The organism is Rhodoferax sp. LS1R11, from assembly GCF_056521395.1.
The window spans coordinates 43,444-69,607 of sequence record NZ_JBWMAW010000013.1; the positions used below are offsets into that span (position 1 = coordinate 43,444).

General features: G+C 56.6%; 33 protein-coding genes and 1 tRNA gene. 10 read left to right on the forward strand and 24 right to left on the reverse strand.

The genetic code is table 11. The features are described 5' to 3' along the window. Positions 1-150: 150 nt before the first annotated feature. Positions 151-1,092 (reverse strand): bestrophin family protein, encoded by a 942-nt coding sequence (locus AC097N_RS15315; protein WP_479582429.1) that lies wholly within the window; start codon positions 1,090-1,092, stop codon positions 151-153. Between the two features lie 110 nt (positions 1,093-1,202). On the opposite strand from AC097N_RS15315, the gene hpaR reads away from it, so the two are divergent. Beyond that, positions 1,203-1,649: a homoprotocatechuate degradation operon regulator HpaR gene (gene hpaR, locus AC097N_RS15320; RefSeq protein WP_479582431.1), complete on the forward strand. Its 447-nt coding sequence runs from the start codon at positions 1,203-1,205 to the stop codon at positions 1,647-1,649. Here hpaR and AC097N_RS15325 read toward each other — a convergent pair. Then, positions 1,638-2,552 carry a LysR family transcriptional regulator gene (locus tag AC097N_RS15325; protein WP_479582434.1) on the reverse strand — a complete coding sequence of 305 codons (915 nt, stop codon included), beginning with the start codon at positions 2,550-2,552 and terminating at the stop codon, positions 1,638-1,640. The genes hpaR and AC097N_RS15325 overlap by 12 nt on opposite strands. 158 nt (positions 2,553-2,710) lie before the next feature. Between AC097N_RS15325 and AC097N_RS15330 the strand changes: the two genes are divergently transcribed. Beyond that, positions 2,711-4,660 carry an FAD-binding monooxygenase gene (locus AC097N_RS15330; RefSeq protein WP_479582437.1) on the forward strand — a complete coding sequence of 650 codons (1,950 nt, stop codon included), beginning with the start codon at positions 2,711-2,713 and terminating at the stop codon, positions 4,658-4,660. Between the two features lie 146 nt (positions 4,661-4,806). Beyond that, the gene (locus tag AC097N_RS15335; RefSeq protein WP_479582439.1) at positions 4,807-5,787 is read left to right on the forward strand and encodes a Bug family tripartite tricarboxylate transporter substrate binding protein; all 981 of its coding nucleotides are present in this window, start codon (positions 4,807-4,809) and stop codon (positions 5,785-5,787) included. Positions 5,788-5,851: 64 nt separating this feature from the next. Here the strand turns inward: AC097N_RS15335 and AC097N_RS15340 are convergent, their stop codons facing one another. Further along, a complete protein-coding gene (locus AC097N_RS15340) occupies positions 5,852-6,817 on the reverse strand; it encodes an AEC family transporter (RefSeq protein WP_479582441.1) in 966 nt (321 codons plus the stop codon). A gap of 202 nt (positions 6,818-7,019) precedes the next feature. On the opposite strand from AC097N_RS15340, the gene AC097N_RS15345 reads away from it, so the two are divergent. From AC097N_RS15345 to AC097N_RS15375, 7 genes are all read left to right on the forward strand, one after another. After that, positions 7,020-7,268, forward strand: coding sequence for an AbrB/MazE/SpoVT family DNA-binding domain-containing protein (locus tag AC097N_RS15345; RefSeq protein WP_479582443.1), 249 nt, complete (start codon positions 7,020-7,022; stop codon positions 7,266-7,268). After that, on the forward strand, positions 7,265-7,600 hold the full coding sequence (locus tag AC097N_RS15350) for a type II toxin-antitoxin system PemK/MazF family toxin (RefSeq protein ID WP_479582445.1): 336 nt from the start codon (positions 7,265-7,267) through the stop codon (positions 7,598-7,600). Before AC097N_RS15345 ends, AC097N_RS15350 begins: the two co-directional genes overlap by 4 nt. A gap of 371 nt (positions 7,601-7,971) precedes the next feature. Continuing rightward, positions 7,972-8,778, forward strand: a complete 807-nt coding sequence (locus AC097N_RS15355) for a S1 family peptidase (protein ID WP_479582448.1) — start codon at positions 7,972-7,974, stop codon at positions 8,776-8,778. A 209-nt stretch (positions 8,779-8,987) separates the two neighbouring features. Beyond that, a complete protein-coding gene (locus tag AC097N_RS15360) occupies positions 8,988-11,120 on the forward strand; it encodes an ATP-dependent helicase (protein WP_479582450.1) in 2,133 nt (710 codons plus the stop codon). Then, a complete protein-coding gene (locus AC097N_RS15365; protein WP_479582452.1) occupies positions 11,120-11,590 on the forward strand; it encodes a hypothetical protein in 471 nt (156 codons plus the stop codon). The genes AC097N_RS15360 and AC097N_RS15365 overlap by 1 nt, the downstream gene beginning before the upstream one ends. Next, a complete protein-coding gene (locus AC097N_RS15370) occupies positions 11,512-12,777 on the forward strand; it encodes a phospholipase A (RefSeq protein ID WP_479582454.1) in 1,266 nt (421 codons plus the stop codon). The genes AC097N_RS15365 and AC097N_RS15370 overlap by 79 nt, the downstream gene beginning before the upstream one ends. An 89-nt stretch (positions 12,778-12,866) precedes the next feature. Further along, positions 12,867-14,555, forward strand: a complete 1,689-nt coding sequence (locus AC097N_RS15375) for an isovaleryl-CoA dehydrogenase (protein ID WP_479582455.1) — start codon at positions 12,867-12,869, stop codon at positions 14,553-14,555. Between the two features lie 123 nt (positions 14,556-14,678). Here the strand turns inward: AC097N_RS15375 and AC097N_RS15380 are convergent, their stop codons facing one another. The 21 genes from AC097N_RS15380 to AC097N_RS15480 all read right to left on the reverse strand — a co-directional run bounded on the left by AC097N_RS15380 (position 14,679) and on the right by AC097N_RS15480 (position 26,094). Then, entirely contained in the window at positions 14,679-15,059 is a 381-nt protein-coding gene (locus tag AC097N_RS15380) for a glutaredoxin family protein (protein ID WP_479582457.1), read from the reverse strand. Between the two features lie 202 nt (positions 15,060-15,261). Then, positions 15,262-15,338: transfer RNA gene (locus tag AC097N_RS15385), tRNA-Met, on the reverse strand. A gap of 21 nt (positions 15,339-15,359) precedes the next feature. Further along, entirely contained in the window at positions 15,360-15,758 is a 399-nt protein-coding gene (gene rplQ / locus AC097N_RS15390; RefSeq protein WP_479582460.1) for a 50S ribosomal protein L17, read from the reverse strand. A 78-nt stretch (positions 15,759-15,836) separates the two neighbouring features. Next, complete coding sequence (locus AC097N_RS15395; protein WP_479582462.1) at positions 15,837-16,826, reverse strand: DNA-directed RNA polymerase subunit alpha; 990 nt, start codon at positions 16,824-16,826, stop codon at positions 15,837-15,839. A 117-nt stretch (positions 16,827-16,943) separates the two neighbouring features. Further along, positions 16,944-17,567: a 30S ribosomal protein S4 gene (gene rpsD / locus AC097N_RS15400; protein ID WP_479582609.1), complete on the reverse strand. Its 624-nt coding sequence runs from the start codon at positions 17,565-17,567 to the stop codon at positions 16,944-16,946. Positions 17,568-17,648: 81 nt separating this feature from the next. After that, a complete protein-coding gene (rpsK, locus tag AC097N_RS15405) occupies positions 17,649-18,053 on the reverse strand; it encodes a 30S ribosomal protein S11 (RefSeq protein ID WP_114972515.1) in 405 nt (134 codons plus the stop codon). A gap of 19 nt (positions 18,054-18,072) precedes the next feature. After that, positions 18,073-18,438 (reverse strand): 30S ribosomal protein S13, encoded by a 366-nt coding sequence (gene rpsM, locus AC097N_RS15410; protein WP_342620440.1) that lies wholly within the window; start codon positions 18,436-18,438, stop codon positions 18,073-18,075. Between the two features lie 24 nt (positions 18,439-18,462). Continuing rightward, on the reverse strand, positions 18,463-18,576 hold the full coding sequence (gene rpmJ, locus AC097N_RS15415) for a 50S ribosomal protein L36 (RefSeq protein WP_084795560.1): 114 nt from the start codon (positions 18,574-18,576) through the stop codon (positions 18,463-18,465). Positions 18,577-18,640: 64 nt separating this feature from the next. Then, on the reverse strand, positions 18,641-18,859 hold the full coding sequence (infA, locus tag AC097N_RS15420; protein WP_077563621.1) for a translation initiation factor IF-1: 219 nt from the start codon (positions 18,857-18,859) through the stop codon (positions 18,641-18,643). A 14-nt stretch (positions 18,860-18,873) separates the two neighbouring features. Then, positions 18,874-20,184: a preprotein translocase subunit SecY gene (gene secY / locus AC097N_RS15425; RefSeq protein ID WP_479582467.1), complete on the reverse strand. Its 1,311-nt coding sequence runs from the start codon at positions 20,182-20,184 to the stop codon at positions 18,874-18,876. A gap of 23 nt (positions 20,185-20,207) precedes the next feature. Continuing rightward, positions 20,208-20,639: a 50S ribosomal protein L15 gene (rplO, locus tag AC097N_RS15430; RefSeq protein ID WP_479582469.1), complete on the reverse strand. Its 432-nt coding sequence runs from the start codon at positions 20,637-20,639 to the stop codon at positions 20,208-20,210. Between the two features lie 10 nt (positions 20,640-20,649). Continuing rightward, a complete protein-coding gene (gene rpmD / locus AC097N_RS15435) occupies positions 20,650-20,832 on the reverse strand; it encodes a 50S ribosomal protein L30 (RefSeq protein WP_479582472.1) in 183 nt (60 codons plus the stop codon). A 15-nt stretch (positions 20,833-20,847) separates the two neighbouring features. After that, positions 20,848-21,372 (reverse strand): 30S ribosomal protein S5, encoded by a 525-nt coding sequence (gene rpsE / locus AC097N_RS15440; protein WP_479582474.1) that lies wholly within the window; start codon positions 21,370-21,372, stop codon positions 20,848-20,850. Positions 21,373-21,389: 17 nt separating this feature from the next. Beyond that, complete coding sequence (gene rplR, locus AC097N_RS15445; protein ID WP_479582476.1) at positions 21,390-21,755, reverse strand: 50S ribosomal protein L18; 366 nt, start codon at positions 21,753-21,755, stop codon at positions 21,390-21,392. Positions 21,756-21,766: 11 nt separating this feature from the next. Then, positions 21,767-22,300 (reverse strand): 50S ribosomal protein L6, encoded by a 534-nt coding sequence (rplF, locus tag AC097N_RS15450; protein WP_479582478.1) that lies wholly within the window; start codon positions 22,298-22,300, stop codon positions 21,767-21,769. A 25-nt stretch (positions 22,301-22,325) separates the two neighbouring features. Next, positions 22,326-22,721: a 30S ribosomal protein S8 gene (gene rpsH, locus AC097N_RS15455; protein WP_479582480.1), complete on the reverse strand. Its 396-nt coding sequence runs from the start codon at positions 22,719-22,721 to the stop codon at positions 22,326-22,328. 18 nt (positions 22,722-22,739) lie between these two features. Beyond that, positions 22,740-23,045, reverse strand: coding sequence for a 30S ribosomal protein S14 (gene rpsN / locus AC097N_RS15460; RefSeq protein WP_479582482.1), 306 nt, complete (start codon positions 23,043-23,045; stop codon positions 22,740-22,742). Between the two features lie 8 nt (positions 23,046-23,053). Next, the gene (gene rplE, locus AC097N_RS15465) at positions 23,054-23,593 is read right to left on the reverse strand and encodes a 50S ribosomal protein L5 (protein WP_479582483.1); all 540 of its coding nucleotides are present in this window, start codon (positions 23,591-23,593) and stop codon (positions 23,054-23,056) included. Positions 23,594-23,595: 2 nt separating this feature from the next. Continuing rightward, the gene (gene rplX, locus AC097N_RS15470) at positions 23,596-23,916 is read right to left on the reverse strand and encodes a 50S ribosomal protein L24 (protein ID WP_479582485.1); all 321 of its coding nucleotides are present in this window, start codon (positions 23,914-23,916) and stop codon (positions 23,596-23,598) included. A 9-nt stretch (positions 23,917-23,925) separates the two neighbouring features. After that, on the reverse strand, positions 23,926-24,294 hold the full coding sequence (rplN, locus tag AC097N_RS15475) for a 50S ribosomal protein L14 (RefSeq protein ID WP_114972526.1): 369 nt from the start codon (positions 24,292-24,294) through the stop codon (positions 23,926-23,928). 192 nt (positions 24,295-24,486) lie between these two features. Then, positions 24,487-26,094 (reverse strand): glycerol-3-phosphate dehydrogenase/oxidase, encoded by a 1,608-nt coding sequence (locus tag AC097N_RS15480; protein ID WP_479582487.1) that lies wholly within the window; start codon positions 26,092-26,094, stop codon positions 24,487-24,489. Between the last annotated feature and the right edge of the window lie 70 nt (positions 26,095-26,164).

Sequence of the window (26,164 nt, forward strand, 5' to 3'; positions counted from 1 at the left end):
GAAAAAAGGCCTACAGCCCTTTATTTACGTGCGGTAGCAGCTATTTAATTGATAGCAAATTATCAGGGGTGTGGGTAGCCTTCTCGGTGATGGCCACCGGCACCTCTTTGGCATCGCCCGCGCGGCTTGGGGTGGGGTGTTGACCTGGGCTCAGGTCAGGCAGTAGTGGATGGGGGTCAGCGGCGCGGGCACGTGATCGTCGCCCAGCGACTCGCGCAAGTTGATTTCAAGGGTGCGGCAGATCGCGTCCAGGGGCAGGTCATTGGCTTCCTTGCCAAACGGCTCTTCGATCTCGTCACCCAGCGCATCCAGCCCGAAAAAGGTGTAGGCCACGATGGCCACCACGAACGGGGTCATGAAACCGATGGAGTCCACCAGCCCGAAGGGCAGCAGAAAGCAATACAGGTAGGCCGTGCGATGCAAAAGCAGCGTGTACGAAAACGGAATTGGCGTGCTTTTGATGCGCTCACAAGACGCGGCCGCCGCCGTCATTGAGGACAGGGTGGCGTCCAGGGAGGCAGCCAGGCAGCCTTCGAGTCGCCCCTCCTGCAGGCACGCGCGCAGGTCGTCCCCCATGCGCAGCATCAAAAAATCCGGCTTGTTGGACGACTGGGCCAGTTGCTGCCACTCGGCTGCCAGCAACAGAGGCTGGAGCTCCGTGGCCACCGGGTCGTCGCGCAGGTGCAGGCGCAGGGCATGGGCGAACGCAATGGCGCGGTACACCATGCGCACCCGCACATCGGCCAGGCCCAGGCTGGCTTGCACCGGCTGCACGCCGCTGATCAGGCTTTGGCACTGGCGCGAAAAATTGCGGCTTCTGAGCAGCAACTCGCCCCACAGCTTGCGTCCCTCCCAGAAACGGTCGTAGGCGGCGGTGTTGCGAAAGCCCAGAAAAATCGCCAGGGGCAAACCAATCAGGCTGAACGGAATGGTGGTCAGCGTGATCTTGAGCGCAAACAGGTCGCCATGGTTGATGGTGACCAGCGTGGCGATCACGGTGTTGACGAACAACGATGGCAAAATCCGCGGCAACACGGAGCCCCGCACCAGCAGGAACATGCGCAGCCCGGAGGGCCGGTCTCTGACGATCATGGGCCACGCCCCAAGCGGACGCCGTTTTGCTGATAATTCACTAACATCATAGTGATTTAATCACTACTATATGAGTGAGTCAAGACGCATCACACCAGAAAGAGACTGCCATGTCCGAATCCCCGCCCCGCATTGCCAACCGCAACCTGCCCCAGTTATTCCTGAAGGCGCGGGAGAGCCTGATGTCGCACTTTCGGCCCATCCTCAATCACTTTGGCCTCACCGACCAGCAGTGGCGCATCGTGCGGGCGCTGGACGAGCACGCCCAGCTGGAGCCGCGCGAACTGTGCGATTTGTGCCAGATACTCAGCCCCAGCATGACGGGCATGCTGACGCGCATGGAAGAGCTGGCGCTGATCGAGCGCAACCGGGTGTCAGGCGATCAGCGCCGCGTGCTGGTGCGCCTCGCCCCCAAAGGCGAGCAGCTGGTGAGCGAAATGGCCCCGCTGATTGACCAGCAGTACCGCCAGATTGAGGCCGTGGTGGGTGAGCAGGTGCTGGACGACTTGTTCAACTCGCTGACGGTGTTTGTGCACAAGCAGCTATCAAATAAGTAGCAACGGGTCAACCCCCGAAAACAAGCCCATCATCGCCTGACGCAGCCAGATGTTGCCCGCGTCCGCGTTGAAGCGCTCATGCCAGTGCTGCTTGACTTTGTAGGCGGGCAGCGGCAAGGGCGGCTCCAGCACCTTCATGCGTTCTTGTTGTGCCAGCGCATGGCCAAGCTGGCGTGGCACGATCACCAGAAACTCGGTTTGGGCCACGATGCGCGCCACACCCAGAAAGCTGGGCACACGCAGCACCACGCGGCGGTTGATCTGGTGTTTGGCCAGTACCTTGTCCACAATCGAATGGCCTGTGCCCGACGCCATGACCACGATGTGCCCCTCGGCCGAGAAGGCCTCGCGTGTGAGTGTTGTGCCAATACGCGGGTGATCGCTGGATGCGAGGCAGACAAAGTTCTGCGCAAACAGGGCCTGCTGGTAGAAACCTGCCTCCAGATCGGGGATGAAGCCCACGGCCAGATCGATGTCGCCTGACTCCAGCCTGCGACGGCTTTCAGGGGAAATTTTCTCCGCTTCGACGACGAGGCCCGGCGCGGTTTTCTGAAGATGGTTAATAAGCCGTGGCAGTAACACAATTTCGCTGATGTCGGTCATGCAGATCCGGAATTCGCGTGTGGCCTGATGGGGCACAAACGCACCGGTGGCCCCGCGCGCCTTCTCAAGCAGCACCAGGGCCTCCAGCAAATCGGGATAGATGTCTTGCGCACGTGGCGTGGGCTCCATGCCGGTCGACGTGCGGCAGAAAAGCGGGTCATCAAAATGTCGGCGCAGCTTGTTCAGCGCAATGCTGGCACTGGCCTGTTCCATGCCAAGCGCCTGCGCTGCACGAGAGACGCTTCGCGTTTTGTAAACCTCAACGAACACGCTGAGCCAATCCAGATCAAGTTTTGCCATGTCGGCATGGTAGCGGTGTATATCAAAAAAATATACCGGGTATTCGATATTTGGCTTTGACGCAATAGTCCACGCCTGCGACAGTGAGGCCCATTCAAAAAGCCACGCCTCGCGTGAATCCCTTCGCTGGCAACCAACGTGCAAAAAGGAAAGTCAAAGTGCAATTTCATCTCAATGGATTTCGCCCTGGGGATCCCGGGCTTGTGGACGCTGCCGGGCCAATCTCGGATATACCTCCAGGCAGCGCCCTTCCCGTCGAAGCCGATGTTCTGATCATTGGCTGCGGGCCTGCCGGGCTGACGCTTGCCGCGCAGTTGGCGGCTTTTCCGGACATCCGCACGGTGATCGTGGACCAGAAACCTGGTCCGCTGCAGCTGGGCCAGGCCGATGGCATTGCCTGCCGGACGATGGAGATGTTCGAGGCCTTCGGTTTTGTCGAGCGCGTGTTGAAGGAGGCTTATTGGGTCAACGAGACGACCTTCTGGAAGCCCGACGATCGCAACGGCAGCCGCATTGTGCGCAGTGGACGCGTTCAGGACGTGGAGGACGGGCTGTCGCACATGCCGCACGTGATCCTGAACCAGGCGCGTGTGCACGACTTCTACCTTGAGACCATGCAAAGGTCAGCCTCACGATTGGTGCCGCACTACGGCCGCCGTCTGGTGGGGCTTGAACGTGCGCCCGATGGGGCGTCAGATTACCCGGTCACGGTCCGGTTCGAGCGGCAGGACGCTGAGCACGCTGGACAAGTGGAGACGATCCGTGCCCGTTACGTCGTGGGTTGCGATGGCGCGCGCAGTGGGGTGCGACAGTCCATGGGCCGGGTGCTGCAGGGTGATTCGGCCAACCATGCCTGGGGCGTGATGGACGTGCTGGTGGTCACCGACTTCCCGGACATCCGTTTCAAGGCGCTGATCCAGTCCGCCGATGAAGGCAGCGTCTTGCTCATCCCGCGCGAGGGCGGGTATCTCGTGCGCATTTACGTGGAACTCGACAAACTCGCCGTGAATGAGCGCGTTGCAGCCCGCAACATCAGCATTGATCAACTCATCGCCGCCGCCCAGCGCATCTTCCATCCGTATAGCCTTGACGTGAAGGAAGTCGCGTGGTGGTCGGTCTATGAAATCGGCCAGCGGCTTTGCGACCGGTTTGACGATCTTGAGCCCCACGACATGGCCACGCGCCAGCCGCGCGTCTTCATCGCGGGCGACGCCTGCCACACGCACAGTCCGAAAGCGGGCCAGGGCATGAACGTTTCCATGCAGGACAGCTTCAACCTGGGCTGGAAACTCGCCGCTGTGCTGCGGGGGCGCTGTCCCCCGAGCTTGCTCCACACCTATTCCGCCGAGCGGCAGGCGGTGGCCAGGGAGTTGATCGACTTCGACCGCGAATGGGCCAAGATGCTCAGTGCGCCGTTGAAGAAACCTGGCGACGCGGCAGGCACTGGGGTTGACCCGTCCGAGGTGCAGCGCTACTTCGTGCAGCATGGCCGCTACACGGCTGGCACGGCCACACGCTACCAACCAGCGCTGCTCACCGGGCAGTCGACGCACCAGCATTTGGCACAAGGACTGGTGATCGGTACACGCTTCCATTCCACGCCGGTCGTCCGCTTGGGCGACGGCAAGTTGATGCAACTCGGCCAGACGCTGGCAGCGGACGGCCGCTGGCGCTTGTTGGCCTTTGCCGGGCAGGGTGACAGCGCAGCGCCCGCATCGCCCGTAGGCAAGCTCTGCAGCTATCTCACCGATTCGCCCCAGTCCCCGCTCAGGCGCTACACCCCGGCAGGCGCGGATATGGACGCCGTCTTTGATGTGCGAGCGGTGTTTCAGCAAAGCCACCACGAACTGGCCATCACCAACCTGCCCGAGCTGCTGTTCCCTCACAAGGGCCGCTACGGGCTGCGCGACTATGAAAAAGCGTTCTGTGCGCTGGACGGTGCGCAGGCCAATGGTGCAAGCCAGAACATCTACACCTTGCGCCAGATCAGCCGCGAGCACGGCTGCCTGGTGGTGGTACGGCCCGACCAATACATCGCCCAGATTCTGCCGCTTGACGCCACTGACGCACTGGCCGCTTTTTTTGGCGGCTTCATGGTGGATGTCTGAACACATCCGCAACCCTCTGTAGAGCACCAAAAGCTCGCGCCATCACGCAAACCGAGCGCCTTGGCGCCGCCATGGAATGCCATGCGGCTATCAGTCCGAAAACTGTTTGTAAAAGATCACTTCACCCTTGACCCCAGGAGACACTTTTGAAATCCAATAATCTGACCACTCTCGTTCTGGCCGCGACCGCAGCGCTGTGCCTGCCCGCCGCGGCCCAGCAAGCTGGCTTCCCTACCAAACCCGTGACCATCGTCACCGCCTTCCCCGCCGGTAGCGGCCCGGACGCCGTGCTGCGCCAGGTTTCCGAGAAACTGTCCAAACTATGGGGCCAGCCGGTGCTGGTCAACAACAAACCCGGTGGTGGCGGCTTCATTGCCATCGAAGCTTCACAGCGGGCACCAGCCGACGGCTATACCCTGGTGCAGTTCGACAGCGAACATCTTGCCGCCTTGCCGCTTCTGTACAAGGCCAAGGGCTACGTCACCTTGAACAACTTCGACCCGGTGGCCCCGCTGTTCCGCACCCCGTTCTTCGTCGCCGTCCCCACCGACTCCAAGTGGCAGAACATGAAAGACCTGATTGGTGCCGCAAAGGCCGCTCCCAACAGGGTCAACTTTGGCTCCTGGGGCATCGGCAGCCCGGGCCATCTGGGCGGCGAACAACTGGAACTGCTGAGCGGCATTGAGATGACCCACGTGGCCTACCGCGAGATGTCCCATTTATTCACATCGGTCGGTTCGGGTGAGTTGCAGTGGAGTTTTGGCAGCCTTCCCTCCAGCCAGGGCATCTACAAGGCCGGCAAGCTGCGCTACATTGCCGTGGCGGCGGCCAAGCGCGTGCCACAAATGCCCGACGTGCCCACCATGGCCGAGGCAGGCGGCCCGGCCGGTTTTGAAGTCAACTCCTTCGTGTCGTTGCTCTCGCCCAAGGGCATTGCTGGCGACGTCAAAGCCAAGATCCACGCCGACGTGCTGAAGGTGCTGGCCGATCCTGATGTCAACGCCAAGTTCGACACCTTCGCTTACGAGACCATCACCTGGTCGCCTGACCAGATGCGCCAGAACGCCGAAGCCAAAGGCAAGATCTACGAACAGCTGGTCAAGCGCAAGAACATCAGCCTCGACTAGCAAAGCACCAGGAATGAACAAGATTGCCTGGTGGTGATGCGCACCGATCAGTACATCGCGCGCATCAAGTCAGCAAGGACACTGCCAGTGAAAACGTCAAAAACGCCGCGGCAGTAGACACCAGAATGATGCGCGCAATGCGCCCGTTGTCGGCGCCAAAGCGTTCGGCCAGCAGCGACACATTGCTGGCACTGGGCAGCGCCGCCACCAGCACCATGACGGTCAACGCAAACTTGTTCAAGGGTGCGCCCAGCTCCACGGCAGCCGCACCGACCAGCAGCACCAGCAGCGGATGCACCAGCAGCTTGATGGCGGCCACCGGCAGGTAGTCCACCAGCGGGATGGGGGGGTGCTTGTTGGCAGCGGCCTGCATTTGCGAGCGCGCCAGCACGGCGCCAATGGTGAACAGGGCCACGGGGGACGCGGCATCGGCCAGCAGGCCCACGGTCTGCAGCACCGGTTTGGGCAGCGACAGGCTCACGGCCGAGGCCACGCCCCCCAGCAATATGGACCAGGGCATGGGGTTGAACAACATGCCCTTGAGGGCGTTTTCGGCCGCATGGGCAAAGCCGTGCTCGTCCGCCCCGTCCAGCCGGGACAGCGCAATGCACAGCGAGGTGGTGATCACCATGTCCACCACAATGGTCACGATGATGGGGCCCGCCGCCTGGGCGCCCAACAGCGCCACCAGCAGCGGCACGCCCATGAAGCCGGTGTTGGGAAAGGCCGCCACCAGCGCGCCAAAGGAGGCGTCGTTCCAGCGGATGCGCCGGTTCAGGCTGATGGCCACCGTGAAGCCCACCACAATCAGCGCGCACAACAGCCAGGTGAAAAACACGCTGGCATCCAGCAACTGGGCCAGCGGCGTGGTCGAGCCAAAGCGGTACAGCATGCACGGTAAGGCAAAAAACAGCACGAAGCTGTTGAGGCCCGGAATGGCATCCAGCGGCAGCATGCGCCTGCGGGCGGCCAAGTAGCCACACAACACCAGGGCGAAGAAGGGAAAGGTGATTAAGAGTATTTGCAGCACGGCGGGTATTATCCTTGCCGCGGAACCCGTGCCTACGCTTGATTCAGGCTGTCAACCCATGGCAGGAAGAAGTTTTTATGCCGATACTGCCATGAAGCTATGCATCATCTGAATGCTGGTTCTGCCGGGTTGGGCCGGGCGCAAGGCGTCAGGCAAAAACCGCCAAAAGTGGTAACATTGTGCTTATTTTAAGGAGAAATCCATGCAGGTTTCAATCCGAAAAATGGGCAACTCCCAAGGCATTCTGATTCCCAAACCCATCTTGAAGCAACTCGGTTTGGTCGATGCGGCCGACTTGCAAGTCAACGGCAATGTGATCGAAATTCGCCCACTCAAGCGCAGTCCGCGCGAAGGCTGGGCGCTGGATAGCCAGCGCTTGGCCGCGACGGGAGACGACGCGTTGGCGTGGCCCGAGTTGGGCAGTGATGGGGATGCGGAGCTGATGTGGTGAGCCGCCCGGCAGTGGTTACCGGTGAGGTCTGGCTGGCCAATCTCGATCCCACAGTGGGCAGTGAAATTCAAAAGACGCGACCTTGCGTCGTGGTGTCGCCCCCTGAGATGCACGACTACCTGCGCACCGTGATCGTGGCACCCATGACCACCGGCTCGCAACCAGCAGCCTTTCGCATAGGCTTGACGTTTCAGGGTAAATCGGGGCTGGTGCTGCTGGATCAGGTGCGCACGCTGGACAAGGTGCGGCTGGTGAAACGGCTGGGGGCGCTCCATCCGGCAACGCTTCAAAAACTGCTGACCACCCTCCAGTCCGTGTTTGAGCCGGGTTGACTTCCGTGTGCAAGCACCCACTCCGAGCGGTTCTGAATAGCATCGGGATCTCCTTTTCAGACAACGGCAAAGGCCCTGTGGATGGGGACTTAGTCGCTTGACATTCAGCGGTCGCGAACGAACAACGACACCCCCATTTGGGGGATGGCCTACTGGCAAGTGGCACCTAGAATCGGCGAATGAGGGTTGCTGGGTTTCATGAAATTTTGACATCTATATGCAAACCTGCAAATCGACCAAGAGCCAATCCACAAGCCACCATCAAGAGATTTTCATGTCCAGATTAATTCGCAGCGGCCGGTATCATTCGCAGGGTTTGCAATGGACATTACTTTAGCCATTCAAATTCTATGACTCCCGCTGAAACTCTGATGCACACTACTGTCCGGCTTGAATGCTTGCTGGACGGGAACCGAAACTCTACCGGAACAGGATTCTTCTTCTCGTTCAAGGTTGATGACAAAACCCACGTTCCAGTAATCGTCACCAACAAGCACGTAATTAATCAGGCGAAAGTTGGCACATTCGTTTTGACGAAAATGAACGATCAGGGTGAGCCAATCCTGGGCACCACGGAGCGAATCGTTCTCGAAAATTTTGAAAACCTCTGGATAAAGCACCCTGAGGAAGGCGTCGATTTAGCGGTATTCCCACTTGCTCCGCTTTATCAACAAGCCGAAGCAAAAGGCATCAAATTTTTTGTGCCACCGATTGGCGAAGACCTACTTGCCACTTCTGAGAAGCTCGCTGATCTTTCTGGTCTCGAAAACATAACCATGATCGGTTATCCGAACGGTATTTGGGATCAGAAGAACAACATGCCAATCGTTAGACGCGGAATTACAGCGACGAATCCTAAGTACGACTACAACGGCCTCCCAATATTTGTAATCGATTGCGCTTGTTTTCCTGGATCAAGTGGAAGTCCGGTGCTTATATTTGACCAAGGCGGATTCATGGATGCAAAAGGTACTCTCAACCTTGGTGGGGGTCGTATTATTCTGCTTGGTGTTTTGTTCGCTGGCCCGCAGCACGTAGCTGAAGGAGAAATCCAAACCATCGAAGTGCCACTAGCCCAAGTACCGATTAGTTTGTCCAAGATTCCGAACAACCTGGGCTTTGTCGTTAAGGCTCAAAAAATTGCGGATTTCAGAAACATGCTTATAAAAAATGGCTAACTGGTCGGCCCACACGGACACTCTCAACAGTTCTGGCAAGTCCAAACCTTCGAAGAAAGCGAAGTCCTGAGGGATAGCCTGCAAGTACGCGCATGATCGCGTCAGCCGCGTCCTGCTCATCCCGCCGACACAAGCGCCGGCAAGGGTCAAGCAAAACGCCCCGGCATCGGGGCCTCTGTATGATTCCCCGCTTCGCCCAAAGTATCTGCATGTCAACTTCCTTCACGAGCGGTCTGAATCTGGCCCAACAAGACGCCGTCAACTTCATGCACGGGCCCTGCCTGGTGCTGGCGGGCGCGGGCTCGGGCAAGACGCGGGTGATCACCCACAAGATCGGCCGCCTGATGGAGGCCGGACTGTCGCCCAAGCGCATTGCCGCCATCACGTTTACCAACAAGGCCGCCACCGAGATGCGCGAGCGCGCCAAGCAGCTGATTGGCCGGGCAGCCAAGGATGTGGTGATCTGCACCTTTCACGCGCTGGGTGTGCGCATGCTGCGCGAGGACGGCGAGGTGCTGGGACTGAAGGCGAAGTTCTCGATTCTGGACACCGACGACATCACAAGCATCCTGAAAGACGCCGGTGGCTCGGTGGACGTGGCCACGGCCCGCTCCTGGCAATGGGTCATCAGCGGCTGGAAGGGCCAGGGGCTCAACGCCGCGCAAGCCGCGGTGCTGGCCAAGGACGACAACGAACGCATCATCGCCCGCGTCATGGGCCACTACGAAGAACGCCTCAGCGCCTACCAGAGCGTGGACTTTGACGACCTGATCACCCTGCCCCTGAAGCTGCTGCGTGACCACGAGGCGGTGCGCGAGAAGTGGCAAAAGCTGATGGGCCATGTGCTGGTGGACGAGTACCAAGACACCAATGCCACGCAGTACGAGGTGCTGAAACTGCTGGTGGGCGGCAACGACCCGGCGGGCGCGCGTTTTACCGCCGTGGGCGATGACGACCAGTCCATCTACGGCTGGCGCGGCGCCACGCTGGACAACCTGCGCAAGCTGCCGGTGGATTTTCCGACACTCAAGGTCATCAAGCTGGAGCAGAACTACCGCTCCACCGGCGCCATCCTGCGCGCGGCCAACAATGTGATTGGCCCCAACCCCAAGCTCTTCCCCAAAAACCTGTGGAGTGACCTGGGCGAAGGCGAGCCGGTGCGCGTGGTCGATGCCGACAGCGAAGAACACGAAGCCGAGCGCACCGTGGCACGCATCCAGAGCCTGCGCGCCAGTGGGCTGCCCCACGCCGGGCCGCAGTTCAAGGAATTCAGGCACTTTGCCATCCTGTACCGCGCCAACCACCAGGCCAAGACGTTTGAGAAGGCGCTGCGCAAAGCGGCCATTCCCTACAAAGTGTCGGGCGGCACCAGCTTTTTTGACCGCGCCGAGATCAAGGACCTGTGTGGCTGGTTCCGGCTGTGGATCAACAACAACGACGACCCGGCGTTTCTGCGCGCGGTGACCACGCCCAAGCGCGGTATTGGCCACCAGACCCTGGCCCAGTTGGGCGTGTTTGCCAGCCAGTACAAACTCAGTTTGTTCGAGGCGCTGTTCTCCTCCTCGCTGGGCAGCATGTTGAGCACCAAAGCCGTGGGCAGCCTGCATGAGTTCGGTCGTTATGTGAACGACCTGGAGTTTCGCGCCCGGCACACCCTGGGCGCCGAAGACGCCCGCGCTTTCCTGATGGAATGGCTCAAGGAAATTGACTACGAAAAGCACCTGTACGACGGCGAGGACAACGAGAAAGCCGCCGCCGCCCGCTGGACCAATGTGATGGATTTTTGCGACTGGATGTCGGCCCGTTGCGGCGGCCAGCTGGACGACGCCGCCGGGGTGTCGACCACCAACGAGGTCAAGTCGCTGCTGGAAGTGGCACAAACCGTGTCGCTCTTGTCCACCATCAGCGAGCGCGAGAAAGACCTGGACGTGGTGACGCTCTCCACCCTGCATGCGTCCAAAGGTCTGGAGTGGCCGCACGTGATGCTGGTCGGCGTGACCGAGGGCATGCTGCCCTTCAAGATGAAAGACTCAGGCGCCGATTCACTCGGCGGCTCGGAGCGCGCCCATGAGGCCGCCAACGAAAGCATGGCCAGCCATCTGCAAGAAGAACGCCGCCTGATGTACGTGGGTATCACCCGCGCCCAGCGCAGCCTGGCGGTGAGCTGGACGCGCAAACGCAAAAAAGGCCGCGAGATGGTGGCCGCCCTGCCCAGCCGCTTCATAGCCGAAATGGGGCTGGACCAGGCAACCGTCAAGGAAGACCCGCGCGAAAAGCTGCGGGCCCTGCGAGACGAATTTGCCAAAAAAGCGCAGGCCGCGGCCGCGGCGCGAGCGGCCTGATGGCGCTCCAACTCACTCAACCGTTGATTGCTATTATTTTCATAGCTGCTTGCGCTCACTGGACGGGGGCTACAGCCCAAAATCTTATAAATCCTGCGTTACCCACGAGTTGCCCGCAGGCCACGGACTTGAGTGCCGTGCATCTCTACGGGTTGTGGCGTGCCGAGTTTGAAGGGCTGCCGCAACCGGCCACGGTCTTGTTTGAGCGACACGCCGAACTGACCGGCAGCGTGAGTGGCCACATCAACCGCGATGGCGTCAAAGCCCACATCGCCGGCGACGTGGACGAAGACGAATTGGCCCTCGACGAGTCACTGGACGGTCAAAACATCTCCGCCACCTGGACCGGCACGGTGGTCGACAACACTTGCGGCAAAGAAATCAGAGGAACATGGAACAACACACTTCCCGGCGCCACAGGCCACCGGTCTTACCCCTTCGTCTTACGCAAATTACCGGGCTGGCAATAGCCCTGGGGGCGCCACTGTGGGTCGGCCATGCGCAGGCTCAAACAGACAATACACCCGCCCCAGACCAGTCCTGGCAGCGTTGCGCCAGCCTGAGCGCCGACCGTGACGCCCGACTGAATTGCTTTGATGAATGGGCCTTGCAGCAGGCACCGGGCAAACCCGATGGGCCATCCCGGCCCGCCGTCCCCAACACCGCCCTGGCCAGCCACTGGTCAACCGCTCAGGGCGACGAGCGTGCCGCACCGATGATGTCGTTGTCGGCGGCGGTGCCCCCGATCCACATCACCATGGAAGCGCCTGCCGCGCACGATTGCAAGCACAGCCAGTTTTCGGAGTTGTCGCGCTTTTGGGAGCTGGAGGCCGGCAGTGACTGCGGCACGTTTGGCATTCGCGGGTACCGCCCCATCAGCCTGTCTTGGATTGGCTCCAACAGCGTCAATACGCAGCCAGGCTCCCCCACCGCGAACCACACAGCCAGCGCGACCCAGCCCTACAACGTCAACGAAACGCGCATCCAGCTCTCGGTGCGGACCAAGATAGCGCAAGGGCTTTTGACCGGTTTGCTGAGCGGCCAACAGACCCTGCTACGCGACTCCCTGTGGTTTGGCTACAGCCAGCAGTCCTATTGGCAACTGTTCAACGGCGATTTGTCGCGCCCGTTTCGCACCACGGACCACGAACCCGAAATCACCTACATCTACCCCACCGACGCGGCCTTGCCCGCGGGCTGGCGCCTACGCTACAGCGGGGTCAGCCTGGTGCACCAGTCCAACGGCCAGACGCTGCCCCTGTCACGCAGCTGGAATCGCACGGTGTTCATGGCGGGCATGGAAAAGGGTGATCAGTTCAAACTGCTGGGTCGGTTCTGGAACCGGCTGAGCGAAGACGCGGAGGATGACGACAACCCCGAAATCAGCGACCTGGTCGGCCGCGCAGAGATCACCGGCTTGTGGAATGTCAACAAAGTCAATTCGCTGGCACTCACGGTTCGCCACAGCTTGCGGGCGAATGCCAACGGCTCCGTGCGACTGGAATGGCTGCGCAACGTGAGTGACAGCGGCGTCCCCGGCGGGCGCAACGGTTTGCGTTTTCACACCCAGTTGTTCAGCGGCTACGGTGATTCGCTGGTCGACTACAACCGCCGCAGAACGGTGCTGAGCCTCGGTCTGAGTCTGGTGGACTGGTAAACCTCAACGGCCTGGTCATGGGCATTGCCAAACCCCATTGACAGCGCGCCCATGCCGATTCATGCTGCGCTCCTGATTGGAGGTGCTTCATGGACAGACCTGTCGAGACCGCAAAAGGCGCACGGTACCTTGCCGACACACACGTCGTGAGCAACGTCTCGCGCGAGCTGTGCGGCTACAACATGTACAGCGCAGACATCGCCTTGACAGAGGCGGTGCAACGCGAAGGTGCGGCATGGGCACAGCCCGAACTCGTGGAATTTGGCGCGTTGACGGGGTCGGCGGACTACCTGGAGCTGGGGCATCTGGCCAACAAGTTCCCTCCCGAACTGGACACCCATGATCGCTTTGGCAACCGCACTGACCTGGTGAAGTTCCACCCGGCCTACCACCAGTTGATGACCACCAGCATCGAGCACGGCCTGCATGCATCGCCCTGGACCGCCCCCGGCCCGGGCGCCCACGTGGCCCGGGCCGCCAAAAGCTATTTGCACACCCAGGTCGAGGCGGGCCACGGCTGCCCCATCACCATGACGTTTGCGGCCGTGCCCACCTTGCGTCTGCAGCCGGACCTGGCCAACGTGTGGGAACCCCAATTGACCGCACGCGTTTATGACCCCCGCAACCTGCCTGTGGCGCAGAAACAAGGCATTACCATCGGCATGGCGATGACCGAGAAACAGGGCGGATCGGACGTGCGGGCCAACACCACGCGCGCATTTTCCGTCGGCACCGGCGGGCCGGGGCAAGCCTACGAACTGGTAGGGCACAAGTATTTTGTGTCGGCGCCCATGTGCGACGCGTTTCTAGTTTTGGCCCAGGCGCCTGGTGGCCTGTCCTGCTTTCTGATGCCGCGCTGGCGCCCGGACGGCAGCAAGAACTCGATGCAGTTGCTGCGGCTCAAGAAGAAGATGGGCAACGCGTCCAACGCCTCGTCCGAGACCGAACTCCGCGGCGCGCTGGGTTGGATGGTGGGTGAAGAAGGACGTGGCGTGCGCACCATCATTGAAATGGTCAGCATGACCCGCTTCGACTGCATGGTTGGCTCCAGCGCCGGCATGCGCATGGCGACCTCACAAGCCTTGCACCACTGCAGCATTCGATCGGCTTTTGGCAAGGTGCTGAACCAGCAGCCCCTGATGCAAAACGTGCTGGCCGACCTGGCACTGGAGAGTGAAGCCGCGCTGACGCTCACCCTGCGCATGGCCCGCGCCATGGACCACCGCGCCGACGAACAAGAAGACTTGCTGGTGCGTCTGGTCACAGCGGTTGGTAAATACTGGATTTGCAAACGCACCCCGAACCACGCGTACGAGGCCATGGAATGCATGGGCGGCAGCGGCGTGATGGAAGACTGCATGATGCCGCGCCTGTACCGGGAAGCGCCCGTGAATTCAATCTGGGAGGGTAGTGGCAATGTGCAATGCCTCGATGTACTGCGTGCCCTGTCCAAAACACCAGCGGTCATGGAGGCATTCTTTGCAGAAGTCAGTAGAGCCAAAGGAGCCCACGCTGTCCTCGACGGGTTGGTTACCCGCCTCATGATGGATCTGCACGATCTGCAGGATTTCGAATACCGGGCCCGGGATCTGGTAGACCGCATGGCCGTGGCCTTGCAGGCCTCGCTGTTGATTCGCCATGCACCGGCCTTTGTCAGCGACGCCTTTTGCCACTCACGCCTGAAGCAGAGAGGGCATCACAACTATGGCACGCTGCCACACGGCGTGGACACCACCGCCATCATCGCCCGTGGGACGCCCAGGAGCCTTAAAAACTGAGTTGCTATTGGCAACATCGACAAAGAAGGAGCAGATCTTCCAATGCGCCCATCGATCAATATGGATATCGCAGTACGCTTGCGAAAGTCGTTGTTCACCCGTTCAATCAGAAACCCATACAACTCAATTGCTGGCAAAACGCCCTTGCAGGTAGGCAATAACCGCGCTCGAATCGGTGAGCCACTGGCTACTGCCGGTTGCATCCGTGATTTTCAAACAAGGTACCTTGGCCTTGCCGCAACCGCGTATCAAATCCGCACGGTTTACTTCATTTTTTTGTGCATCACGGCGTTCAATCGGGAGTGACAAACGGTGCATTTCCTGTCGAACCTTGATGCAGAAGGGGCAAGTCCGGTATTGGTAAAGAACAAGGTCACGGCATTGCTGATCGACGCGGGTTTGCGCTGCAGTCTGACGGACGAGACCTTTCGGGCGAGTGATCATTTCCCAAAGCAACATGACCGGACCGAGGACGATGCGCACGAATTTAAAGAAGATTTTCATGTGGGTACGGAAATTGGGGAAGGCAGGATATCTGTACTTCAAACCCGAGCAAGCCGGGGACTTCAATGATGGTGATCATGCCGCGATACACACAATGGTAGATCAGCACGCCTGGAAGTTGTGATGACACAGGTGCTAGCAGAAAGCAAAACGCCAACTCGGAAGTTGGCGTTTTTCTTACGGGGAAAGCCCCATATCTATCTGGTTGCGCGAGTAGGATTTGAACCTACGACCTTTGGGTTATGAGCCCAACGAGCTACCAGGCTGCTCCATCGCGCGGTATGTCTATATTATAACCTATTATGCAGCTTCAACTTCAATAGTTTCAACTTCATTTGATGGAGCGCGATCCACCAATTCAACCAGAGCCATTGGCGCATTGTCACCAACACGGAAGCCCATCTTCAAAATACGTGTGTAGCCACCTGGACGTGCTTTGAAACGTGGTCCGAGGTCGTTGAACAATTTGACAACGCTGTCACGGTCACGAAGACGATCAAAAGCCAAACGACGGTTTGCGACCGTAGCTTCTTTGGCCAAAGTGATCATCGGCTCAATGACGCGACGCAGTTCTTTTGCTTTTGGAACCGTGGTTTTGATGGCTTCGTGCTCGATGAGCGAATTCATCATGTTGCGCAGCATAGCCAAACGATGTGAGCTAGTGCGGTTAAGTTTACGTAGTCCGTGTCCGTGACGCATGGTAATTTCCTTTAGGTATTTAACAGGCAGCCGTATCAGGTACTGCCCGAGTCACTGAATCCCTTGCGGGTTCAAAATTTAGCGCTTTTCCAAAGCCGCTGGTGGCCAGCTTTCGAGCTTCATGCCCAAAGTCAGACCGCGGGAAGCCAGAACTTCCTTGATTTCATTGAGCGATTTACGGCCAAGATTTGGAGTCTTCAACAACTCGTTCTCGGTGCGCTGAATCAGATCGCCGATGTAATAGATATTTTCAGCTTTTAAACAGTTGGCTGAACGCACCGTCAACTCAAGCTCGTCAACAGGACGGAGCAGGATCGGATCAAATTGCGTATTGCCACGTGGCGCTGGTGCATCAAATGCAGCCAACTCACTGCCTTCCAACTGTGCAAACACGGCGAGTTGCTCGACGAGGATTTTAGCCGAAGCACGAACTGCATCTTCGGCAGAGATCGCGCCATTCGTCTCAATGTCAACCACAAGTTTGTCGAGGTCAGTACGCTGCTCAACGCGGGCGCTTTCCACCGTGTAGCTCACGCGCTTGACGGGTGAAAACGAAGCGTCGAGAACGATGCGACCAATTGACTTGGTGGGCTCATCCGCATGACGGCGCATTGTTCCAGGAACATAGCCGCGACCTTTTTCAACCTTGATCTGCATGTCCAACTTGCCGCCGTGCGACAAATGGGCAATCACGTGATCAGGGTTGATGATTTCAACATCGTGCGGCGTCTGGATATCACTTGCCGTGACAACACCTTCGCCATCTTTACGCAAGCTAAGGGTCACTTCGTCACGATTGTGCAACTTGAACACGACGCCTTTGAGGTTCAATAAAATGTTAACAACATCTTCTTGCACGCCATCAATCGAAGAGTACTCGTGCAACACACCAGCAATCGTGACTTCAGTTGCAGCGTAACCGGACATGGACGACAACAGAACTCGACGCAACGCATTGCCCAAGGTATGTCCGTAACCACGCTCAAACGGCTCGAGAGCAACCTTGGCGCGATTGGCGCCAAGTTGCTCAACATTGATTGCTTTGGGTTTTAATAGACTATTTTGCATGCAGACTTCCTCTCAATACCCCCGGCTCGTTACACCGGTAAGGCTGGTGAAGCGCCTAAAACGCGAAGCTTCGCGTTTTAGGAACAGTTTCAAATGAAAAAACGCGATTAAACGCTATTAACGCGAGTACAACTCAACGATCAACGATTCGTTGACGTCTGCTGCAAACTGATCGCGGTCAGGTACCGATTTGAAAGTACCTTCAGCCTTTTCAAGGCTCACTTCAACCCAAGCGGGCATGCCAACTTGCTGAGCCAACTGAAGCGCTTCGGCAATGCGGTTTTGCTTCTTTGACTTGTCGCGAACTGCAATGATGTCACCGGTCTTAACCATGTAAGAAGGAATATTCACGCTCTTGCCATTGACGGTCATGGCTTTGTGGGAAACCAATTGACGAGCTTCGGCACGTGTGGAACCAAAACCCATCCGGTAAACCACATTGTCAAGACGCGACTCGAGCAAAGCCAACAGGTTTGCACCGGTGTTGCCTTTGCGACGATCAGCCTCTTCAAAATAACGGCGGAACTGTTTTTCCAGAACGCCATACATGCGCTTGACTTTTTGTTTCTCACGCAACTGCAGACCGTAGTCAGACGTACGTGCACCCGAGGTGCGTCCGTGTTGACCTGGCTTGGAGTCGAATTTTGCCTTGTCTCCGATAGAACGGCGTGCGCTCTTGAGAAACAGGTCAGTGCCTTCACGGCGGGATAATTTGGCCTTGGGGCCGAGGTAGCGTGCCACTTGATCTTCCTTTATGTCATCTGACGCAACGAGTTGCGCGAGCCACCGGCGCAATGCCAGTGGCGGTGGGCTTGTTGATAATTAGATACGACGACGCTTTTGTGGTCGGCATCCGTTGTGCGGAACCGGCGTCACATCGGCGATCATGTTGATGCGAATACCAAGGGCAGCGAGGGCGCGAACCGAAGATTCACGACCAGGACCAGGGCCTTTGATTTCGACATCAAGATTCTTGATACCTTGTTCAATAGCGGCGCGACCAGCCACTTCCGAAGCCACCTGGGCTGCGAACGGCGTGGACTTGCGAGAGCCCTTGAAACCTTGACCACCCGACGAAGCCCAAGACAACGCATTGCCCTGACGATCGGTGATGGTGATGATGGTGTTGTTAAACGAAGCGTGAACGTGCGCTACACCGTCTGCAACATTTTTGCGGACTTTTTTGCGGACACGTTGTGCCGCATTATTGGCGGGAGCTTTTGCCATAGTGGTCTTTCAATCCCTTTTATTTCTTCAGTGACGCAGCAGCCTTACGGGGGCCTTTGCGGGTACGGGCGTTGGTGCGTGTACGCTGGCCACGCATGGGCAGGCCACGACGGTGGCGGAAGCCACGGTAGCAACCGATATCCATCAAACGCTTGATGTTCATCGTCGTCTCACGACGCAGATCACCTTCAATGGTGAATTGAGCAATCTGATCACGAATTTTTTCGAGATCAGCGTCAGTCAAATCTTTGACCTTCTTGGAATAAGCGATGCCACAGGCCTCGCAAATTTTTCGTGCCCGGGTGCGACCGATTCCAAAGATGGCAGTCAAGCCAATTTCAGAATGCTGTTGCGGCGGAATATTGATGCCAGCGATACGTGCCATTTTCGTCCTCTAAAACTCTTGCAATTAACCCTGGCGCTGCTTGTGGCGAGGATCTGTACAGATCACACGCACAACGCCCTTGCGCCGAATTACCTTGCAGTTACGGCATATTTTTTTGACCGAAGCCGAAACCTTCATTTCATTCTCCTAAAACTGTTTGAAGGATCTGCACGTTACTTCGTGCAAACCGATACCATTACTATTACTTAGCCCTGAATACAATCCGTGCCCGACTCAAATCGTAGGGCGTCAATTCGACAGTGACCTTGTCCCCTGGAAGAATTCGGATGTAATGCATGCGCATTTTCCCGGATATATGCCCCAGTACGATATGGCCGTTTTCCAACTTCACGCGAAAAGTCGCGTTTGGCAGGTTTTCAACCACCTCTCCTTGCATCTGAATAACATCGTCTTTTGACATATTTACCAATCGCCTTATGAAGACTTGAAATTAGCCTTCTTCAACAGCGATTCATATTGCTGCGACATCATGTAGTTCTGAACCTGGGACATGAAGTCCATCGTCACAACCACGATGATCAAAAGGGAAGTACCGCCAAAATAGAATGGCACGTTGTACTTCAAAATAAGGAATTCAGGCAGCAGACAAACCAACGTTATATAGATAGCACCAGCAAACGTCAGGCGGAGCAAGATTTTATCAATATATTTAGCAGTCTGATCACCAGGGCGAATTCCGGGAATAAAAGCGCCACTCTTCTTTAGGTTATCTGCCGTCTCACGGCTGTTGAATACCAGAGCAGTGTAGAAAAAACAGAAAAACACAATCGCTGCTGCATAAAGCATGACATAGATTGGTTGTCCGGGTGTCAATGATCCTGCGATGTCTTTCAACCAACGCATTGAATCACCTGCACTGAACCAACCGACCACCGTCGCTGGCAGCAAAATAATGGACGAGGCGAAAATTGGAGGGATGACACCTGCCATGTTCAACTTCAGGGGCAAGTGTGATGACTGACCGCCGTAGACCTTGTTACCGACTTGACGCCTGGCGTAATTTACCAAAATCTTCCGCTGGCCACGTTCAACGAAAACAACGAAGAATGTCACCAGTGCAACGAGAACTACGATAAACAACGCAACAATGATGCTCATTGCGCCAGTTCTAACCAGTTCGAGCAACCCGCCAATTGCATTCGGCAAACCCGCCGCAATGCCACCGAATATCAAAATAGAGATACCGTTACCCAAACCGCGCTCAGTGATCTGCTCACCTAACCACATGAGGAACAAGGTCCCAGCAGTCAAGGTCACGACCGCAGTCATTCTGAATCCAAAACCTGGTGAAATCACCAAACCTGCAGAGCTTTCCAAAGCCAAGGCAATGCCGATGGACTGGAACAATGCCAATCCCAACGTGCCGTAGCGGGTGTACTGAGTGATACGGCGGCGTCCAGCTTCGCCTTCTTTTTTCAGCTGCTCAAACGCAGGCAATACGTAACCTAGCAGTTGCATGATGATCGACGCCGAGATGTACGGCATGATTCCCAGTGCAAATACTGTAAATCGGGACAGCGCACCACCTGAAAACATGTTGAACATGCCCAAGATACCTCCCTGCTGGCCTTTGAAGAACTGCGCCAATTGCGCAGGGTCGATGCCAGGGACAGGGATGTGCGCACCCACACGGTAGACCACCAGCGCGAGCAGCAGAAAAACAAGCCGCCGACGCAGGTCGCCGAATTTGCCCGTCTTTGCTAATTGAGTCGCGTTAGTTGCCACGTGTGTTGTCTTTCAAATGCTGATTAAGCAATACTTCCACCAGCCGCTTCAATCGCGACTTTGGCAGCAGCTGTTGCACCAATACCAGTGAGTTTCACAGCCAAAGTGAGTTCACCGGTTTTGATGACCTTAACCACTTTTGCAAGCTCACCAACCAAGCCAGCCTGCTTGAGGACGACCAAGTTGATATCGGTAGCACCCAATTGCTCCAACGCTGTCAAGGTAACTTCTGCATTGAACTTCAACAGATGAGACTTGAAACCGCGTTTTGGCAAGCGGCGCTGCATAGGCATTTGACCGCCTTCGAAGCCAACTTTGTGGTATCCACCAGCACGAGATTTCTGGCCTTTGTGACCACGACCTGCCGTCTTACCGATACCTGAGCCGATACCACGACCAACACGACGCTTGTAGTGCTTAGCACCGTCAGCAGGCTTAATGCCATTGAGTTCCATCATCAACCTCTTAGAGCACTTTGACCAGGTAACTGATCTTGTTAATCATGCCGCGGACTGCAGGTGTATCAACCAATTCGCTTACGCTGCGAATTTTGCGAAGACCCAGTCCACGAACGGTGGCACGGTGCGATTCCTGGCAACCGATAGGGCTGCGAATCAATTGCACTTTGACTGTTTGTTGCGTTGTCATTTGTCAGACTCCCGCTTAGACGAAAATTTCTTCAACCGTCTTGCCACGCTTAGCCGCCACTTGCGACGGAGTCGTAGCGCGAGAAAGTGCGTCAAGAGTTGCGCGAACCATGTTGTAAGGATTGGATGATCCGTGGCTCTTTGCCACGATATCGGTGATACCAATCACTTCAAAAACGGCGCGCATCGGACCACCAGCAATAATGCCAGTTCCCTTAGGCGCTGGAGCCATCATCACTGCAGCAGCTCCGTGCTGGCCCATCACCTTGTGGTGAATAGAACCATTTTTCAGAGAAACTTTGGTCATGTTGCGACGGGCTTCTTCCATCGCTTTTTGCACAGCTGCAGGCACTTCTTTTGACTTGCCTTTACCCATGCCCACGCGGCCTTCGCCATCACCAACCACGGTCAATGCTGCGAAACCAAGAATACGGCCACCTTTGACCACCTTGGTAACGCGATTGATCGCGATCATCTTTTCGCGCAGACCATCTTCAGGCCCTTCGGCCTTACCCTGCATTTTCGCTTGAACTTTAGCCATCATTATTTCCGATCTGCTTAGAACTGCAAGCCAGCTTCACGTGCTGCATCGGCCAACGCCTTAACGCGGCCATGGTACGCAAAGCCTGCACGATCAAACGCTACTTTTTCAACACCAACCGCCTTGGCTTTTTCTGCCAGACGCTTGCCAATAGCTTGGGCAGCAGCAACATTGCCACCTTTGCCCGAGCCGCCCAATGCTTCACGCACTTCGACTTCTGCCGTCGACGCGCTTGCCAAGACCGTGCCACCGTCGCCAGAAATTACGCTGGCATAGATGTGCAGGTTGGTGCGGTTTACCGTCAATCGGGCAACGCCTTGCGATGCAATCCGAATACGGGTTTGACGGGCTCTGCGAAGACGCTGCTCTTTTTTGGTCAACATGATGCAGCTCCTTATTTCTTCTTGGTTTCTTTGATCGTGATTTTTTCGTCCGAATAACGGATGCCCTTGCCTTTGTAGGGCTCCGGCGGACGAATTGCACGAATCTCAGCAGCCACTTGGCCCACACGTTGACGATCCGCACCCTTGATCACGATTTCCGTGGGGGTTGGTGTTGCAACGGTGATGCCAGCAGGCATTTCTTTATTGACAGGATGTGAATAACCAACAGCGAGGTTGAGTTTTTCACCTTGTGCCTGGGCCTTGTAACCCACACCAACCAACTGTAGCTTCTTCTCAAAGCCCTTGGTCACACCGATCACCATGTTATTCACCAGCTGACGCATGGTTCCACTCATGGCATTGGCTTCACGAGATTCATTGGCAGGCTGAAAACTCAACTTGCCATCTTCACTGGTGACTTTAACCAAAGAATTTTGAGTCAAAACCAAGGCTCCACCAGTGCCTTTGACACTGATCTGATCTTGTTTGATTGACACATCCACGCCAGCCGGAACGGCGACGGGCATTTTTCCAATACGGGACATCTTAATTTCTCCTCAATGTCACGCTTTAGGCGACGTAGCAGAGCACTTCGCCACCGACACCGGTAGCGCGCGCTTTGCGATCAGTCATGACGCCCTGGGGTGTTGTGACAATTGCCACACCGAGGCCGTTTTGGACTTGGGGAATGGCATCGCTGCCACGGTAAACACGCAAACCAGGACGGCTAACGCGCTCAATACGCTCGATAACTGGACGGCCAGCGTAGTATTTCAATGCTATTTCCAACTCAGGCTTGCCTTCATTGGCATTGACCTTGAATCCGTCAATATAGCCTTCGTCTTTCAACACTTGCGCAATAGCCACCTTCACCTTGGAAGATGGAACGCTAACAGTGGTTTTTGCCACCATCTGCGCATTGCGAATGCGTGTCAACAGGTCGGCGATGGGATCACTCATGCTCATATCTATGTCTCCTACCGCTTACCAGCTGGCTTTAGTGATGCCAGGGATTTCCCCAGCGAAAGCCATTTCACGAATTTTTGCACGAGCCAAGCCAAAGTGCTGGAATGTGCCACGTGGACGACCGGTGATAGCGCAACGATTGCGCTGACGCGTCGGATTTGCATTGCGAGGAAGCTTCTGCAATCCAAGACGCGCTGCCGCACGCTCTTCGTCAGAACGCTTAGCGTCGCTTGCAATTGCCTTGAATTCCGCGTGTTTTTTCGCGTACTTGGCAACCAGGTTGTCGCGCTTGATTTCGCGCTGAATTAAAGCCATCTTAGCCACAGGTCACCTCAGTTCTTGAAGGGGAAACGGAAACCTGTGAGCAGTGCCTTGCACTCTTCATCGGTCTTGGCCGTTGTGGTGATACTGATATTGAGTCCGCGCAAAGCATCCACTTTGTCGTATTCAATTTCAGGGAAAATAATCTGCTCTTTAACGCCGATGTTGTAGTTACCACGACCATCAAACGCACGACCCGAGATACCACGGAAGTCGCGAACACGAGGAAGAGCAACCGTCACAAAACGATCGAGAAACTCGAACATCTGGACGCCACGCAGAGTCACCATGCAGCCGATGGCTTGGTCTTCACGAATCTTGAAACCAGCAATGGCTTTCTTGGATTTCGTGACAACTGGCTTTTGACCTGCAATCTTGGTCAGATCGCTGACAGCGTGATCCATAACCTTCTTGTCAGCCACAGCCTCGCTCACACCCATATTCAGAGTGATCTTTGTGAGACGCGGAACCTGCATCGGAGAGGTATAGCCAAACTTGGCCATCAACTCTGGAGCCAATTTTTCGCGATAGTGTTGTTGCAAACGAGCCATGCTTATGCCACCTTGATTTCTTCGCCGCTTGACTTGTAAACGCGAACGCGTTTTCCATCAGCCGCCAGCTTGATACCCACACGGTCAGCCTTGCCCGTAGCAGCATTGAAAATGGCTACGTTAGACTGATGGATAGGCATTGATTTTTCTACGATGCCACCCGCCGCACCCTTGAGAGGATTAGGCTTCGTGTGCTTCTTGACTACATTGATACCCTCAACGAGCACATAGGAATCATCTTTGCGCAACGCAATCTTGCCGCGCTTACCCTTGTCGCGCCCTGTGAGCACGATAATGTCGTCGCCTTTGCGAATCTTGTTCATGGCGCGTCCTTACAAAACTTCAGGAGCCAAAGACACGATCTTCATGAACTTTTCAGTGCGCAACTCGCGCGTCACTGGTCCAAAGATGCGGGTGCCGATTGGCTCCAACTTGGCATTGAGCAACACTGCCGCATTGCCGTCGAATTTAACCAAAGAACCGTCACTACGACGAATACCCTTGGCCGTACGAACTACCACCGCACTGTAGATCTCGCCTTTTTTGACGCGACCACGCGGAGCAGCTTCTTTAATACTTACTTTGATGACATCACCGACGCTTGCATAGCGACGCTTTGAACCACCCAGCACTTTGATGCACAGGACGGATTTAGCGCCAGTATTGTCGGCAACTTCTAATCGAGATTCAGCTTGGATCATTTCAATTATTCCCAACTTGCACCAGAATCGCCAACCAACTAATCTTTCGATCAGCAGCCAACACCCCAGTCAGTCTTGGGCCCGTCGTTTACAACATGAACCACTCACATTGCACCTTTTGGGCAGATACTTCATACTTTTTCAAGCGAAGCCCACAATTATGCCGAACTTTTCGGAGGCCTGCAAGCCTTTTTATTGCGGCAATCGTAAATAGTGGGCTGCCAGCTCTATAAATGCGGCTATTTCGGGGTCCAACCCCGTCTCCTGGCACAGGATCTCACCGACCTGAGAGGCCAGCGAACTCGCCAGAGCGGCATCAAGAAACAACAGACGAGTTCGTCGTGCCAAGACGTCTTCCACCTTGATTGCATATTCATACCGTGCGGCGAACCTCACCATACCTTCGGTCAACCCGTCGCACAGCTGGTTTTCGGACCCCGGCATCGCCAGCACCTCGGCTTGCTCAGTACCGTAAGAGTGAAGACCTGGCGGTTTGCAAATCGACTGTTGCTGATCGTCACCCCCTTCCGCACCCACGAGTTTTAAATGCGTGGTCACGCCTTTGGGACGATTTTCAAGCAACGCCTTTTCAGCACATTTGTCCAGGACATCTTCTGCCATGGCACGGTAGGTCGTCCATTTACCACCCGTGACAGTGACGAGACCGCTGCGACTCACCAGCACAGTATGTTCGCGACTGATGCCTTTTGTGTTTTCACCATCGTCATCCTGCGGCTTGACCAGCGGCCGCAACCCCACCCAAACACTTTTGACATCTGTGCGAACCGGGGCACGGCGCAAATAACGGGCGGACTCACTCAGAATGAACTCAACCTCCTCCCTAAAAGGAAGCGGCTCGCGCGCCAGATCATTTCGTGGCGTGTCGGTGGTGCCAAGAATCACTTTGCCTAACCAAGGCACGGCAAACAATACACGGCCATCGGCGGTCTTGGGCACCATCAAGGCAACGTCGCCCCCCAGAAAGTCGCGTTCCACCACGATGTGGACACCCTGACTTGGCGCCACGATGGGCTTAGTCGGGTGTTTTCCATTGCCGGGGTTAGCCTTTCCGTCTTTTTCCCTGAGCTCATCAACCCACACGCCGGCGGCGTTAACGACACAACCACTGTCGATTTGATATTGCTTGCCGGTCTGGGTGTCTTCACAAACAAGTCCTGCTATTTTTCCGGCTTCATAGCGCAAATCGACGGCACGGCAGTAATTCACAAGCAGTGCGCCTCGTTTCGCGGCAGTCCGTGCCAGCGCCAAAGCCAACCGAGCATCATTGAACTGGCCGTCCCAATACTTGACGCCTCCCTTGAGCCCTTGCGGTAGAACCGTTGGCAAATAACTCAATGTCTCGGCACGGTTCAGAAATTCTGTTTTCCCCAGCCCAGCCTTGCCTGCAAGAGCGTCGTACATCTTTAAGCCAAGACCATAAAACGGAGTCTCCCACCATTTGTAGGAGGGCATGATGAATGCCAATGGCTGCGCCAAATGAGGTGCATTGTTCAGCAAGGTGGTGCGTTCATGCAGCGCTTCACGCACCAGGGAGATATTGCCCTGCGCAAGATACCGGACACCGCCATGAACCAGTTTGGTCGCCCGGGACGATGTCCCCTTGGCAAAGTCATGCGACTCCACCAATACAACCCTGAAGCCACGCGCCACAGCGTCCAGCGCTACGCCCAGCCCGGTCGCACCGCCCCCGACAATCGCAATGTCATAGGGCTGACGCTCTGCCAATCGGGAGATCAGTTCACTTCGCGGGGTCAATAAGGGCTGCATGATGTGTGCCATAAAACAAATTAAAAAGCCGTGTGGCACTTCTGCTCACACGGCCATCTTTCAGAGCATTGAAAACCTCAAT

What these genes read in the sequence shown, in the direction of transcription:
- AC097N_RS15315 (WP_479582429.1), bottom strand. Translation starts at nt 1,092, where the DNA reads ATGATCGTCAGAGACCGGCCCTCCGGGCTGCGCATGTTCCTGCTGGTG.
- hpaR (WP_479582431.1), top strand. Translation starts at nt 1,203, where the DNA reads ATGTCCGAATCCCCGCCCCGCATTGCCAACCGCAACCTGCCCCAGTTA.
- AC097N_RS15325 (WP_479582434.1), bottom strand. Translation starts at nt 2,552, where the DNA reads ATGGCAAAACTTGATCTGGATTGGCTCAGCGTGTTCGTTGAGGTTTAC.
- AC097N_RS15345 (WP_479582443.1), top strand. Translation starts at nt 7,020, where the DNA reads ATGCAGGTTTCAATCCGAAAAATGGGCAACTCCCAAGGCATTCTGATT.
- AC097N_RS15355 (WP_479582448.1), top strand. Translation starts at nt 7,972, where the DNA reads ATGCACACTACTGTCCGGCTTGAATGCTTGCTGGACGGGAACCGAAAC.
- AC097N_RS15360 (WP_479582450.1), top strand. Translation starts at nt 8,988, where the DNA reads ATGTCAACTTCCTTCACGAGCGGTCTGAATCTGGCCCAACAAGACGCC.
- AC097N_RS15365 (WP_479582452.1), top strand. Translation starts at nt 11,120, where the DNA reads ATGGCGCTCCAACTCACTCAACCGTTGATTGCTATTATTTTCATAGCT.
- AC097N_RS15370 (WP_479582454.1), top strand. Translation starts at nt 11,512, where the DNA reads ATGGAACAACACACTTCCCGGCGCCACAGGCCACCGGTCTTACCCCTT.
- AC097N_RS15375 (WP_479582455.1), top strand. Translation starts at nt 12,867, where the DNA reads ATGGACAGACCTGTCGAGACCGCAAAAGGCGCACGGTACCTTGCCGAC.
- AC097N_RS15380 (WP_479582457.1), bottom strand. Translation starts at nt 15,059, where the DNA reads ATGAAAATCTTCTTTAAATTCGTGCGCATCGTCCTCGGTCCGGTCATG.
- rplQ (WP_479582460.1), bottom strand. Translation starts at nt 15,758, where the DNA reads ATGCGTCACGGACACGGACTACGTAAACTTAACCGCACTAGCTCACAT.
- AC097N_RS15395 (WP_479582462.1), bottom strand. Translation starts at nt 16,826, where the DNA reads ATGCAAAATAGTCTATTAAAACCCAAAGCAATCAATGTTGAGCAACTT.
- rpsK (WP_114972515.1), bottom strand. Translation starts at nt 18,053, where the DNA reads ATGGCAAAAGCTCCCGCCAATAATGCGGCACAACGTGTCCGCAAAAAA.
- rpsM (WP_342620440.1), bottom strand. Translation starts at nt 18,438, where the DNA reads ATGGCACGTATCGCTGGCATCAATATTCCGCCGCAACAGCATTCTGAA.
- rpmJ (WP_084795560.1), bottom strand. Translation starts at nt 18,576, where the DNA reads ATGAAGGTTTCGGCTTCGGTCAAAAAAATATGCCGTAACTGCAAGGTA.
- infA (WP_077563621.1), bottom strand. Translation starts at nt 18,859, where the DNA reads ATGTCAAAAGACGATGTTATTCAGATGCAAGGAGAGGTGGTTGAAAAC.
- rplO (WP_479582469.1), bottom strand. Translation starts at nt 20,639, where the DNA reads ATGGAACTCAATGGCATTAAGCCTGCTGACGGTGCTAAGCACTACAAG.
- rpmD (WP_479582472.1), bottom strand. Translation starts at nt 20,832, where the DNA reads ATGACAACGCAACAAACAGTCAAAGTGCAATTGATTCGCAGCCCTATC.
- rpsE (WP_479582474.1), bottom strand. Translation starts at nt 21,372, where the DNA reads ATGGCTAAAGTTCAAGCGAAAATGCAGGGTAAGGCCGAAGGGCCTGAA.
- rplR (WP_479582476.1), bottom strand. Translation starts at nt 21,755, where the DNA reads ATGTTGACCAAAAAAGAGCAGCGTCTTCGCAGAGCCCGTCAAACCCGT.
- rplF (WP_479582478.1), bottom strand. Translation starts at nt 22,300, where the DNA reads ATGTCCCGTATTGGAAAAATGCCCGTCGCCGTTCCGGCTGGCGTGGAT.
- rpsH (WP_479582480.1), bottom strand. Translation starts at nt 22,721, where the DNA reads ATGAGCATGAGTGATCCCATCGCCGACCTGTTGACACGCATTCGCAAT.
- rplE (WP_479582483.1), bottom strand. Translation starts at nt 23,593, where the DNA reads ATGGCTCGTTTGCAACAACACTATCGCGAAAAATTGGCTCCAGAGTTG.
- rplX (WP_479582485.1), bottom strand. Translation starts at nt 23,916, where the DNA reads ATGAACAAGATTCGCAAAGGCGACGACATTATCGTGCTCACAGGGCGC.
- rplN (WP_114972526.1), bottom strand. Translation starts at nt 24,294, where the DNA reads ATGATCCAAGCTGAATCTCGATTAGAAGTTGCCGACAATACTGGCGCT.
- AC097N_RS15480 (WP_479582487.1), bottom strand. Translation starts at nt 26,094, where the DNA reads ATGGCACACATCATGCAGCCCTTATTGACCCCGCGAAGTGAACTGATC.